The following is a 13,607-nucleotide window of genomic DNA, read 5'->3' as shown; positions in this document are numbered from 1 at the left end:
CTGGTTTTATTCTATTATATTCACAACAAACTTGAGATGTGATAAAAAAAATAAAAAGGGCTGGGAATGTTTTTGGGACTCTAAAAGGTCTTAATTTTCCAGCCCTTTTTGGATTTTTAGTCCTTTAAAAATTCAACTGTCTTGTCTAAAACAACCCTCTCCCATTCGTATTTGTTAAACGTGTGATCTGCATCTTCTATTTCAACAAGTGTTGCCCTATCACCTAAAATCTCTTTGTACTTTCTTCCTACTTCAACCGAAACTGCTGTATCGTTTGTACCATGTAAAATTAAAACTTTATTTGGATATTTCTTTATTGCTTCAAAAAAGTCGTACTTTTGTAAATCATAATAAAAATCCTCAGATAAAAGAAGACCTCCTAAATCGATATATCCTTTCTCCTTTATTAGAGGATTACTTTCAACTACATTCTTTGCAATTTCCTTCATATTTCCTGCTGGTGCCCACAACACAACCTTGTGAAGCTTTTCCCTATACTCACCAGCAAGATATGAGGAAATTGCTCCACCAAGAGAGAGTCCTACAATTGACACTTTTTGTTTGTCAACAAAGTCAAGTGAAAATAGATAGTCAAGTATACATCTTGCATCATCAATTTCCCGTGTTACAGTCATGTCATAAAATTCACCATCTGACTCACCAGACCCTGCAAAGTCAAACCTAACACTTGCAATGCCATGGTTTTCAAGTAGCCGCGATAACTTTACAAATATGAAATGTGGTTCCATTTTGTTACCTGTAAAGCCGTGAAAGATTGCAACTGCAGGAATCTTTCCTTCATACTCATTTGGTACATGTAAGTACCCGCGTAATACCTGCCCAATCTTATTCTTGATCTCAACATGCTTTTGCATTAAATATTCCCTCCTCTTTTTTGTTCTATATAGCACTACATGTCTCCCCATCTACAATAGAGTGCTCGACAATGAGCCTCTTGTAAGTTTTGTAAGGTTCTTCCAATTCTTTTATCAGCATCTCAGCTGCATAATAGCCCAAATAAAATATGTTTGTATTAACTGTGGTAAGCCTTGGTGAAGACAGTTTAGAAAAGATGGACTCATTAAACCCAATTACAGACACGTCATAGCCTACTTTCAATTCAAGCTCTTTGCATGCCTTTATTGCTGCATAGGCAACAACCTCGTCAATACAAACAATGGCAGTTGGTCTGTTTTTTAGCATCAGCATTTCCTTTGCCTTTTCATATGAACTTTGCTCGTCAAACTCAGTAAACATTATATACTGGCTCTCAATCGGAAGTTTATATTTGTTCAAAGCGCTTTTGTAACCAGAGAGCCTATCTTGAGTCAAAACAAGATTTTCCATACCACCCAAAAAACCTATTTGAGTGTGTCCAAGCTTTATTAAATACTCTGTCGCGTCAAACCCTGCTCTTTTGTTGTCATTGTCAACCCAGTTTACATAGTCCTTGTCCCTATCAGGTGAGCCTATTAAGACAAAAGGAAATTTTATAGATCGAAGATATTTAATAGCATAGTCATTTATACGAGAAGTCAGCAGGATAAAGCCGTCCACTTTTCTACTTTTTATGAGCCTTTCTAAGCTTTCTTTTTCCTTTTCTGGCGGCACAATAGTCAGTACAATTTCATATTCTGTATTGTTAATATAACTGCAAATTCCAGATACAACTTGGTCAAAAAAGGTGCTTGTAAGTGTTTGTTCAAGTCTTCGTGGCATGAAAAGTCCTATAGAATATGCCTTTTTCATCACCAGGCTTTTGGCACTCGCATTTGGAATGTATCCAAGCCGCTCTATTGCTTCCATTACTCTTTTTGTTGTCTCAGGTGAGATCTTTGCCTTACCTGAAAGTACCCGTGACACTGTTGAAGGTGACACACCTGCTTCTCTCGCTATATCCTTTATGGTTACCATTTCATTCTCATCCTATTCCTTCTTGTCTTGTTCTGAACTTAATATCAATAATACTAAATTTTCTGAAATATTTCAAATATCTTTTGATGCTGAATATCGATTAATTTTTACTTCTCAAAAGACTCAATTATGGGAAGTGACATCTCGATTATAAAGTGATTTCCCCCTAAGGAATAATTTACAGCATATGTACCTTCAGGATAATAAAGAGAAAATCGCTGTTTTAGAATATTGAGTACTTCTTCTGCTTTATTTAAATCCTGTATAGTATTGTTGTAATATAGCCGTAAGCTTAAATGCCCTGACAAGTTGATTATAGAAAGCTGAATGATATTCTTAATAGGCAGCTGCCTTCTAACACAGTCAATAAAAAGCGTTGCAACTGATGTCAAAATCCCATGTAATACAAGTGACTGTTTTAGCTCCTCCTCTTGGATATTTATTACTATCTCGAGGTTATTCATCGCCGAGTATACACATCCTGATAGAATTGTTTGAAAATACATTACCTCATACCATAGTGGAACAAATATACGTCTTGAATATATGCTTTTCTCAATAATGTCTAAAAGAGACTTTGCAAGCCCTTCTATCTCTCTGTCATTTTTGTTTTTAGACATATCATAGATAAGTTTTACATTTCGTATTATCATCTCTTTATACTGTTCAAAAAAGACATCTTCTCTTTGACTCTCAACCTTTAAAATCTTTAATTGATTTTTGAGAACATTTATAGAGTTTTCAAATTCAGCATTGTCCTCTACCATCAAATTAAAATGATTGTCTATCTCCCTTAATACCTCTTGAATCTTATCAACCCGATTACAGACCTCTTGGACATAAGGAAGTATTCCAAACACATACCCCGCTATATTTATCAAAACTGCGCTGCAACATATGAGAACCCAAGCAAGAAAATTATATGTATTAGTCTGAAACTGTACATATGCAACCAGCGCACAAAATAATAAAAGTTCTGTAAATATCACTATGACAAATACTCTATTGAATCTCTCTTTCATTCATCTCACCAACTACCTAATTCCTTTCATGTTTTCTTCTAAATATATACCCATTTTCTTGATAAATATACACATTAAGTTTTTGTAAAGATACATGAAAAATTCTCTACTTCATATCAATTCAATTTTAATATCTTTTCAATGTATTCATCAATACCCTCTTATCTATACAAAAATCACAAAAATTTAAACACAACTTTTATACTCTTCTCACTTCCCTTTGAAGACGCTACCTCTATCGCTTTTTGATAGTCATTTATGTTAAAATAATGAGTGATCAATTTATCATACGGAATTCCAAATTGCTGTATAAGATTTAATGCAAGCTGGTAAGTAGAGATTCTATACTCGTTCATATTCTCTGTACTATAGCAATAAGCTCCTTTTACATTTAGCTCTTTGAACCAAATTGGAGTCAAATCCAAATCCTTCACAACTGAAGCAAGGCCAACTAGAACATAGCTTCCGCGTTGCTTTGTTAGCCACATACCATCTCGAATAGTTTTCTTTGAACCAACGCAGTCAAACACCTTGTCAAACCCGCCAAGCAAGACTTTCTCCCCAATCATTGGCTTGAAAATCTTAGCACCGCACACCTTTGCAAGCTCTTCTAAATAATCTTCTGACGGCCTTACAACCCTGTTTGCGCCAAATTCCATTGCCAAGTCAGCTTGAAACTTATATTTTGCAATTGTAGTGATGTCTGCTTTGCAACCAAGTTTTCTCAGACTCCAGACCACCAAAAGTCCTATTATCCCAGCACCGTATACCAAAACCATATCAGAATCCTTCGGGAAATTTCTCATAACAGGATGAAGGGCAGACGCTAATGGATCTACCAAAATTGCCTCTTCATCTTTAACAGAATCAGGTACCTTTATAACTTGTGACTTGTGAGCAACAAAATACTCTCCCCATGAACCACCTGTTGAACTGCATGCACCCATTATGGTACCAGGCTTGAGCATGCCTTCTGTAATATTTAAACAGGTTGAAAACTCTTCCTCTTGGCATGAAGGACATCTTTGAAGTTCTCTTGCGTCACAGTCCAAAACCGGGTCTACAATCACCCTGTCACCTATCTCAAATTCTGTTACATTCTCCCCCTTTTCAACTATCACTCCAAGGTTTTCATGGCCAATTACAAATGGGAATGAAGCAAATGGCGAGGTTGAAGGCGAGTCATGCAAAAAAATTAGGTTCAGGTCAGAACCACAAATCCCTGCGTACATTGTTTTTATCTTGACATAGTTTTCAGATGGAAGTTTTGGCTCGGGAATATCTTTGAGCTGGATACACGATAGCCTATTGTAGAAAAATTTCTTTGAAATTTTCCCTAAAACTAAGGTTCTTATATATTTTCCTACACTCGCGTCAAAGACAACTGCTTTCATTTCGTAATTCAACTCCTTCCTATAAATAATCAGTGATAAATTTTTAGAGGCTGCAACAATTAAAATTGCAGCCTCTTTGCAACTTAAAAGCATACCTTGATTTATATTATACCGTATTTCTTCCCTAAGTGTTCAAGAACATCTAATGTCCTGTCAAGATGCTCTTTTGTATGCCCTGCTGTAAGTGAAATTCTTATGCGTGACAACCTTCTTGGAACAGCTGGGTAGAATACAGGGTTCACATAGATACCTGCCTCATGAAGTTCTCTACACATCTCTTTCACTTTATAATCATCACCTATTATAATCGGGAATATTGCTGTCTGCTGATTGCCAATATTAAACCCGAGCTTTAATAAGTTTTCTCTGAAGTATCTTATATTATCCCAAAGCCTCTGTCTTAGCTCAGGTTCTTCTTCAATGACATTCAAAGCCTCAATCAGTGAAGCAGTTGCTTGTGGAGTTGGTGCTGTTGAGAACATGTATGCTCTTGAGTAAAAGTGCAGATAATTCACAAGTTCCTTGTTTGTTGCAATAAATCCACCAACTGCACCCAAAGCTTTTGAAAGTGTACCTGCAACTATGTCAACCTTTCCTTCAACATTGCAGTGTTCAGGTGTACCACGCCCATTCTTGCCAATCACACCTGTTGCATGTGCTTCATCTACCATTACAAATGCACCATAAGCGTGAGCAATTTCAACAATCTGGTCAAGTGGTGCAATGTCACCATCCATTGAGTAAACACCATCAACTATTACAAGTTTTGTATTGTATTTGTCTTTTACTTTTTTAAGTACTTTCTCTAATGAGTCCATGTTGTTGTGCCTAAAAAACTCTACATTTGTATTTCTGCATCCGTCAATTATACTTGCATGAACGTACATGTCTAAGATAGCAACATCTTTTTCATGTAAAATTGCAGATATTGTTCCTAAGTTAGAACCATATCCGCTTGTGTATATGAGCGCATCTTCGCATCCTTTGAATTTTGCAATCTTCTTCTCAAGTTCAACATGTATATCAAGTGTTCCACCCAGAAGTGGCACAGACCCAGCACCCGTTCCATACTTTTTGACCGCCTCAATCCCTGCCTTTATAGTCCTTGGATGTTTGGTAAGATTTAGATAGTCATTTGACGCAAGGTTTATCATTTCTCTAATTTCGCCTGTATAGTGGTCAATTATCTTCATAGTTGGCCCAGAACCTGTAATAGAAACTCGTCTGTATTGATAATGCCTCCTTCTCATATAATCCTCTTTGTACTCCCAAAACTCCTTTGCAAGCTCCATTATGTTCTTGTCTTCACTCTTCATAAAATCAGCAAGTGAAAATCTGGTTGTATCAATCATATCAATCTCAACCTCCTTGCTCACAATTTTGTGCACATACATTGTTTAAAAAATTAATATTCACACCCACACCACATTTCCATCTTCATCAATGTCAAGATGAAGTGCAGCATAGTCTTTTGAAAGTCCTGGCATTGTCATTATGTCACCACAGATTACTACAATAAACTGCGCACCATTGTTAATCCTTATCTCATTCACATTCAAAACAAAGTCCTTTGGCCTGCCTAAAAGTTTTGGGTCATCTGACAAGGAATACTGGGTCTTTGCCATGCAAATGGGAAAATGATCAATATTGAGCTTTTTGATTAGTTCTAAACCCAAAAGTGCTGATTTTGAAAACTGCACATCCGCAGCACCATAAATTGCCTTTGCAACCTTTCTTATCTTTTCTTCAACAGGGTCTGAATCCTCATAAACAAAGTTTATTTTCCTTTTTCTACTTGCTACCTCAATAACTTTTTGTGCCAAGTCCAAAGCACCTTCTGAACCAAGCTCATAAGCTTCTGAGACAGCAAACTCAACTCCGCGCTCTTTGCAAAAAGATTCTATCTCGGAAATTTCGGCAGGAGTATCATGAGGAAATCTATTTAAAGTTACAATAGCCTCAAGCCCCAATAGTTTTAAATTCTCTATGTGCTTTTCTAAGTTTTTAAAGCCTTTTCTTAGCGTATCTATATTTTCACTTGTCAAATTCTCTTTTGCCCCCATACTGCCATGGTATTTTAGCGCTTTTGTAGTCACAACCATAACTGCAGCTGATGGGTATATACCACTTTTTCTTGATACTATATTGACAAACTTTTCAGCACCCAAATCAGCTCCAAATCCAGCTTCTACAACAACATAGTCTGAAAGCTTTTGTGCTACCTTAATTGCAATTATGCTGTTTGTGCCGTGTGCAATGTTTGCAAACGGTCCTCCATGGATTATTGCAGCAGTAGCTTCTGATGTCTGAACAAGATTTGGTTTTATAGCGTCTTTTAACAAGAGCGCCATTGCCCCATGAACCTTCAGGTCCTTGGCGTATATAGGCTTTTTGTCATAAGAAAAACCTATTAAGATGTTCCCAAGCCTCTCTTTTAAGTCTTCTAAATCATTTGACAGGCAAAGTATTGCCATCACTTCTGAAGCTACAGAAATGATAAATCCGTCTTCACGCACAGCACCTCTTTGCCCATCTCCAAGTCCAATGACAATATTTCTTAAAGCCCTATCATTCATATCCATTGCTCTTTTTACCATTACAGCTTTTGGATTGATATTTAGTTCATTTCCATGGTAGATGTGATTGTCAATTGCAGCGCAAAGCAGGTTATTTGCACTTGTCACTGCATGAATGTCGCCTGTAAAGTGAAGGTTTATATCAGTGCTCGGCAAAACCTGAGCAACTCCACCCCCTGTTGCTCCACCTTTAATTCCCAAATATGGTCCTAAGGAAGGCTCTCTCAGTGTTACAATTGATTTAAATCCAAGCCTGTTTATAGCCATCGAAAGACCAATTGCTGTTGTTGTCTTGCCCTCACCGTATGGCGTTGGGTTTATTGATGTGACCAAAATTACTTTACCTTCTCTTTGTCGGGGTTTTTGTTTTAGAACATCTAAACTTATCTTTGCCTTGTACTTTCCGTAAAGCTCAATGTCATCTTCGCTCAGACCTACACTTTCTGCTATCTCGGTAATATTTTTTAACTTCATCTCTTGTAGTTTTGATGTGCTTTTCAAACAAGATCACCTTGCCTTTTGATATGTCTTTTGCAAAAATCTCTCCTTATTACAATAAACCTCTCGTGAACACCCTCCTTAAAGTTGGGTAATAAAGTCTCTCATGTATTAGTACTTTATTATGGTGCACAATTTTGTTCACAATATTCACTTTAATAAATATATTACTTCTATTTTGTGGAATTGTCAATTGCAAAATGAAAATCTTTGTCTTGAAAATGAGCAAAAGATAGATTATAATCGATAGTGCAAAAATAAAAAGAGGCGGAGAGATGGCCGAGTGGTCGAAGGCACGCGACTCGAAATCGCGCGTACCGCCAAAAGCGGTACCGTGGGTTCGAATCCCACTCTCTCCGCCATTTTTATTTTGTGTAATAGTTTAAAAATCAAATGTTGATTTATTTTAACACACCTAAGAAAGGCTCGACAAGCAGTATTAATGTGAGAATTATTATAAATACAACTGTTATCCACGCAATTATATTAAATGCCCTCGAATTTACATACTCCCCCATAATCTCTTTGTCATTCGTCAGCTTTAACATATAAATCAAGATTATTGGTAGCAATATACCATTAATTTCTTGAGCAATTATCATAAGTTTTATCAAAGGAATATTTGGAAGTAAAATAACACCTGCTCCTATGACAATGAACAAAAGTATTAAACCATAAAAAACAGGAGCCTCTCTCATCTTCTTGTTCAGTCCATTTTCCAATCCAAAAGCCTCAGTTACAGCGTATGCAGTAGATAAAGGTAAAATATGCGCTCCCAACAGTGATGCCCCAAAAAGTCCAACTGCAAAAAGTGCTGATGCATATTTTCCTGCAAAGGGTTGAAGAGCTTTTGCTGCATCTTCTGCTGTCTCAATCACAATCCCATGTTTGTGTAAGGTTGCTGCTGTTGCTACAATAATGAAAAATGCAATAAAATCTGTCCAGAACGCTCCCAAAAACACATCCCATCTTTGGTATTTGAGGTTTTTTACATCAACACCTTTGTCAACAACAGATGATTGCAGATAAAATTGCATCCAAGGAGTAATTGTGGTTCCTATCATTGCAATAAAAATTAAAATGAAACTTGAATTGAAACTGAAAGAAGGAACAAATGTATTTTTAAATACCTCTTTCCACTCCGGCTTTGCTAAAAAACCTGAAATTATATAGCTTATATATATTACCATGAGAGCAAGAAAAAATTTCTCTGTTTTTTTATATGAACCTTTGTTTATAATATACCATACAAAAATAGCTGTTAAAGGAACAGAGATATATTTTGAGACTCCAAATATCTCAAGACTTGCTGCAATACCTGCAAATTCGCCAATTGTTGTTGTAAGATTAGCAATAAGCAGGGTAATCATCGCAAAAAATGTCATCTTGACACCAAAGTGTTCTCTAATAAGGTCAGATAGACCTTTCCCTGTCACAACACCCATTCGTGCAGCCATTTCTTGGATAACTGCTAAACTTATTGTTATCAAAAATAATCCCCAAAGCATCTTATAGCCAAACATTGCACCAACCATTGCGTATGTCGCAATTCCAGATGCATCATTATCAGCAGTTGCAGTCACAAGTCCCGGTCCAATAACACTTAATATGAAAAGTATCCTTTTAAGACGCTGCTCTTTTGATATCTGTGGCATCTTCTATCACCTCATTTGCCGTCAATAACTTTGACTATACTAATTTTTTTCGTACTTTGAGTAGTTCATAAACTATGTCATTTATTATCACAACACCAATTAGTCTTTTGTCATCATCAACCACAGGGACAGCCAATAAGCTGTATTTTGAAATAATCTCCACAAGAGAGTTTACATTGTCCATATCTTTTACATACACAACATTTCTGCTCATAATCTCATAAAGTGGAGTTTGTGGCTCAGAAATTACCAAGTCGCGCAAAGACACAACACCACAAAGCCTCTCTTCATTGTCAATCACATATAAATAGTAAATCTCATCTGGCTCTGGCTTTAAACGTCTTAGTTCTTCTATTGTTTGCTCAACTGTAAAATGGGTCTTGAATGCAATAAAATCTGTTGTCATAATACTTCCAACAGTGTTCTCGGGGTACTCCATCAGCTCTTTTACTTCCTCTGATGCCTCTTTTTCCATCTCGTTTAAAAGTTCTTCTGCTCTCTCCTCTTTTATCTCATCCAATATATCTGCAACCTCGTCTGCTGGCATCTTTTCAAGCAAATCTGCAGCCTTTTCAACAGGAAGACTCTCGAGGACATTTCGCTGTGCCTCAACATCAAGTTCTTCCAAAACATCTGCTGCCTTTTCCTCGTCCAAAGTTGAAAATACATATGCTTGAGTCTTTTTGTCAAGCTCTTCAATGATATCTGCTAAATCCGACGGATGCAAAGTTGAGAGCTTTGAGTATGTGGTTGAAAGTTTTAAATCCGAGCGCGGTGATGCAAGAGGCTCAACGTCATCCCATAAGATGAGCCGAGATGGGATGCTCTTGCCAAGAGGTTTTAATACCTTTTTGAGAGGTTTTGCAAGTCCAAGCCTCCTCAACAACCCTTCTAATCCAATATCAACTGCAATTACATAAACGCCTGTTGATAAAATTGCAAGTCTTATATCATTCACCCTTACAACCTTTCTGCCGTTCATATCAACTATCTGCTTGTCAAGGATATGCTTTACAAGCATTATCGTATCTTCTTTTTGAACATCAATCGGCTTTAAGTTCCTGGTTTCAATTACATATTGCCCTTTTTCCTTGTAAATTATAAAGAACGAAAAATCTACTATTTGGATATTCTTTCCTCTCTTTACTTTTGCAGCAATTACTTTGGGCCTTATATTCTTTGCATCAACAATTAGATCCTCGAGTTTTCCCAGAACTTTTTTGTCTTCTGAGTATACCTTGTTGCCAATAACTCTGCTGAGGTAAAAACTTGTGACATTAGCCATCTTAGCACCCCTCCTTTTAAATTAGTTTTTCCTTTTGTGGAGGGGTGCTAAATAGGTTTTCAAAATCTATTGCAAAAAGGGACAAAAAGCCCCTCCTTACTTGCTTTCGACTATCAAGTCTGCAAGTTAGCACCCCTCCACTCTTTTGAAAAAAGATCTTTTCACTTTTTCTTTTCCCCAATCCTGTCTACTCACAGGACCAGAATCCATCTGTCCTCTCATCTCCTTTAATCATAAAGTTTTAGAGGCTAGTTTAAATTTTGCATACAAACAAAAAGTGCTTTCACCCAAAGCTTAAAACGAGGTGAAAGCACACTTTACCCTTTTTAGCTACCTCGTACAAGCTTTGGCACTACACGGCATAAAAAGCTGCATTAGGTTATGCCTTGGATTCGGCAAAACCTGTTTACCAGCTCAGATTGTCTCCAATCTTTCGCGGCAGCAGCCTATATCCCTGTAGGAGCCTCGCCTACCGAGATATTTTTGCAATATTCACTTTTTTCAACTTCTATTTTAGCACAAAAAATTCGTTTTTCAACCCTTTTTAGCTTAAATTTTTATATTTTTGTACACTTTTTTTAAACTATCTTCAGTTATCTTTTATTTTCTCTAATATAAAGTCAAACATTTTGTCTTTCTTAATCACATCAGGGTGCAAAACTGCTTTTGACAAAAGCCTCTTTATTCCCTCTGGAATCTCGACCTTTGTTTTTTGGTACAGAACTTCGACTGCTTCAAACGGATCAATATTATTATATTCATCATCAAACAAGGCGTTGAGAACATCCTTGGCAAACTTGTATGGGTTTGCAGTCTGCAAAATTACTGTCTTTGTCACATCAGAAGTTTTATCGTGGTATTTTCTATAAACATCAAATCCGACTGCTGAATGCGTGTCAATAAGATAAGAAAACTCTTTGTAAACTCGTTTTATTGCCTTTTTAGTTTCAATATCTGTTGAAAAATCTCCCCAGAAATCTGATTGTATTGACTTTAAAACATCATTTTCAACTTTAAAATACCCATTCTCTCTCAAATCTAACATGTATTTTTTCACCATCTCAAAGTTGCCTGTGACCAAGTACAAAAGCCTTTCTAAATTGCTGGCAACCAATATATCCATAGATGGTGAGATTGTTTTGTAAAACTCTCTTCGTCTGTCATAAATACCTGTTTTAATAAAATCGGAAACAACAGAGTTTATGTTTGATGCAACAATAAGTCTATTTATTGGAAGGCCCATACGCTTTGCAAAGTACCCAGCCAAGATATTCCCAAAATTCCCTGTTGGCACAACAAAGTTTACCTTTTCGCTTTCCTTTATAAATCCCTTTCTCAAAAGTTCTAAGTAGCTCCAGATATAGTAGACAATCTGAGGCAAAAGTCGTCCAAAGTTTATAGAGTTTGCTGATGTGAAGAAATAACCCATTTTATTGATTGTCTCTACATATCTTGGATTTGTAAAGATCTCTTTTACACCACTTTGAGCATCGTCAAAGTTACCTATTATCCCTGCAACATAAGTGTTCTTGCCTTCCTGAGTTGTCATCTGTCTTTTTTGTACGTCAGACACACCTTCAGAGGGATAAAAGACTACAATCTTGGTCTTCTCGACATCTCTAAAACCCTCCAGGGCAGCCTTTCCTGTATCGCCAGATGTTGCTACCAATATGAGTGCTTTTTTATAGCTATCTGGCATTGACCTTATCAAAAGGTGTGGCAGCACTTGTAGCGCAACATCTTTAAAAGCATAAGTTGGCCCATGCCAAAGTTCAAGTGCAAACAGGTTACCGTCAAGCTTCTTTAGCTCAACTACATCTTTTGTATCAAATTTACCAGTTGCATATGCTTTTTCTATGCAATCATCAATCTCTTCTTTAGAAAAGTCAGTAAGATAAAGTGAAAAGATACACCTTGCAATTTCTTTGTAACTATTTAGCTCTTTTAAATGCTCAAAATCAATTTTTGGTATACTAACTGGGGTAAAAAGCCCTCCATTGTTTGCTATTCCATGGTAAATTGCTTCTTTTGAGAGCACCTTCTGGTCTCCTCGCGTACTCACAAACTCCATGTTTTGCCACCTCAATAGAATTTATTTTTGACTTGCTTCCTGCTTTTCAAGCAGTTTTTCATTTAACTTATACGATAGTACCATCAGGCTGTCTATCAAATGGACATTTTCCACAACAACATCATCTTTTACCTCAATCTCTTTTGTAGTAAAATTCCAGATTCCTTTTATGCCGCCTTCAACCATGAGGTTTGCAACCTCTTGAGCAACCTCTGACGGCACACATAAAACTCCAATGTCAACATCGTTTTTCTTTATAAAATCTTTGAGCTCATCAATATGCTGTATCTTTATATTCCTGATACTTTTTCCAACCTTTTGAGGGTCGACATCAAATAGTCCCACAAGTCTGAAACCCTTTTTATAAAAGTTGGCGTAATTTGCTAAAGCTTGTCCCAAATTGCCTACACCAACAATTACCATCTTGAAGTTTTTATCAAGCCCTAATATTTTAACAAGGTTCTCATAGAGAACCTGAGTGCTATAACCATACCCTTGCTGACCAAACCCGCCAAAATTGTTGAAATCTTGTCTTACCTGAGAAGCTGTATACCCCATCCTTTGGCTTAGCTCTGATGAGGAAATCCTCGTAATTTCATGGTTCAACAAATCTTCTACATACCGCAAATACCTTGGCAGTCTTCTTACAACCGCAAGAGAGACGTTCTTTTTTTTAAACAATTTTTATCCTCCTTATCCTCTTTGATATTTTTTTGACATACCTTCTTAAATTAAAAGCCTGTTTTAAATTCAAAACAGGCTTTTAATTTCTTCTGCCATCAAATCGTCTACTGTACTCACTTAAGTCTCTGGTTGCTGTCTTTGCCTTGCGCTATACTGCCTTTTTTAACCGACACAAAAAAGCCTCCTTTATTGCTTTCTCTTTTTATTCTTGTCAATAAACACAATCTCATCCTTTCCTACAAGCCCAAGTTTCTCTCGTGCAACCTGCTGGATGTATTCTTTTGTCTGGACATACTGGGCAAGTCTTCTTAAATATTCATTTTCTTTTTTCAGTTTTTCAATTTGCTTGATTGTCTCATACTGCTGCGCTTTTACCTGTTGTAAAATCATATGTTGTTTTACAACTGTTGTCACAGAATATATTAAAAAAAGTATTACAAATGCAAGTACAAAAAGCCTTTTTACTACTTTAAAAATCTTTTTCACAGCTTGTCTTCCTTTTGAGTAT

The 13,607-nt window shown here is 36.6% G+C and carries 12 protein-coding genes, 1 tRNA gene and 1 riboswitch; of the genes, 2 read left to right on the top strand and 11 right to left on the bottom strand.

Annotation, left to right across the window (positions count from 1 at the left end; translation table 11 throughout):
* Positions 1-116: 116 nt before the first annotated feature.
* From PGC14_RS01685 to PGC14_RS01660, 6 genes are all read right to left on the bottom strand, one after another.
* Entirely contained in the window at positions 117-926 is an 810-nt protein-coding gene (locus PGC14_RS01685) for an alpha/beta hydrolase (protein WP_156823671.1), read from the bottom strand.
* On the bottom strand, positions 901-1,914 hold the full coding sequence (locus tag PGC14_RS01680) for a LacI family DNA-binding transcriptional regulator (protein WP_039765960.1): 1,014 nt from the start codon (positions 1,912-1,914) through the stop codon (positions 901-903). Before PGC14_RS01680 ends, PGC14_RS01685 begins: the two co-directional genes overlap by 26 nt.
* A gap of 107 nt (positions 1,915-2,021) precedes the next feature.
* On the bottom strand, positions 2,022-2,936 hold the full coding sequence (locus PGC14_RS01675; RefSeq protein ID WP_271629367.1) for a hypothetical protein: 915 nt from the start codon (positions 2,934-2,936) through the stop codon (positions 2,022-2,024).
* Positions 2,937-3,112: 176 nt separating this feature from the next.
* Entirely contained in the window at positions 3,113-4,330 is a 1,218-nt protein-coding gene (locus tag PGC14_RS01670; RefSeq protein WP_039766015.1) for a zinc-dependent alcohol dehydrogenase, read from the bottom strand.
* A gap of 101 nt (positions 4,331-4,431) precedes the next feature.
* Positions 4,432-5,682, bottom strand: a complete 1,251-nt coding sequence (locus PGC14_RS01665) for an aminotransferase class I/II-fold pyridoxal phosphate-dependent enzyme (protein WP_011916764.1) — start codon at positions 5,680-5,682, stop codon at positions 4,432-4,434.
* Positions 5,683-5,742: 60 nt separating this feature from the next.
* Entirely contained in the window at positions 5,743-7,380 is a 1,638-nt protein-coding gene (locus PGC14_RS01660) for a formate--tetrahydrofolate ligase (RefSeq protein WP_422653038.1), read from the bottom strand.
* A 293-nt stretch (positions 7,381-7,673) separates the two neighbouring features.
* Between PGC14_RS01660 and PGC14_RS01655 the strand changes: the two genes are divergently transcribed.
* Positions 7,674-7,766, top strand: a tRNA-Ser gene (locus PGC14_RS01655).
* Between the two features lie 39 nt (positions 7,767-7,805).
* Here PGC14_RS01655 and PGC14_RS01650 read toward each other — a convergent pair.
* Entirely contained in the window at positions 7,806-9,059 is a 1,254-nt protein-coding gene (locus tag PGC14_RS01650) for an Nramp family divalent metal transporter (protein WP_271629365.1), read from the bottom strand.
* Positions 9,060-9,093: 34 nt separating this feature from the next.
* Positions 9,094-10,344, bottom strand: coding sequence for a magnesium transporter (locus tag PGC14_RS01645; protein WP_271629364.1), 1,251 nt, complete (start codon positions 10,342-10,344; stop codon positions 9,094-9,096).
* Between the two features lie 323 nt (positions 10,345-10,667).
* Positions 10,668-10,828: riboswitch (M-box (ykoK) riboswitch) on the bottom strand.
* Here PGC14_RS01645 and PGC14_RS13450 point away from each other — a divergent pair.
* A complete protein-coding gene (locus PGC14_RS13450) occupies positions 10,824-10,892 on the top strand; it encodes a hypothetical protein (protein ID WP_408609369.1) in 69 nt (22 codons plus the stop codon). Its footprint overlaps the riboswitch before it by 5 nt.
* 41 nt (positions 10,893-10,933) lie before the next feature.
* On the opposite strand, the gene thrC is transcribed toward PGC14_RS13450, so the two are convergent.
* The 3 genes from thrC to PGC14_RS01630 form a co-directional block, all read right to left on the bottom strand.
* Entirely contained in the window at positions 10,934-12,415 is a 1,482-nt protein-coding gene (thrC, locus tag PGC14_RS01640; protein WP_271629363.1) for a threonine synthase, read from the bottom strand.
* 21 nt (positions 12,416-12,436) lie between these two features.
* Positions 12,437-13,096, bottom strand: coding sequence for a redox-sensing transcriptional repressor Rex (locus tag PGC14_RS01635; protein WP_271629362.1), 660 nt, complete (start codon positions 13,094-13,096; stop codon positions 12,437-12,439).
* A gap of 189 nt (positions 13,097-13,285) precedes the next feature.
* Positions 13,286-13,585, bottom strand: coding sequence for an FtsB family cell division protein (locus tag PGC14_RS01630; protein ID WP_011916757.1), 300 nt, complete (start codon positions 13,583-13,585; stop codon positions 13,286-13,288).
* Positions 13,586-13,607: the final 22 nt, after the last annotated feature.

It is taken from the genome of Caldicellulosiruptor sp. DIB 104C, assembly GCF_028198085.1.
Lineage (GTDB): Bacteria > Bacillota > Thermoanaerobacteria > Caldicellulosiruptorales > Caldicellulosiruptoraceae > Caldicellulosiruptor > Caldicellulosiruptor saccharolyticus.
The sequence above is the reverse complement of the archived record's forward strand: the minus strand, read 5'-3'. Positions and strand labels throughout refer to the sequence as shown.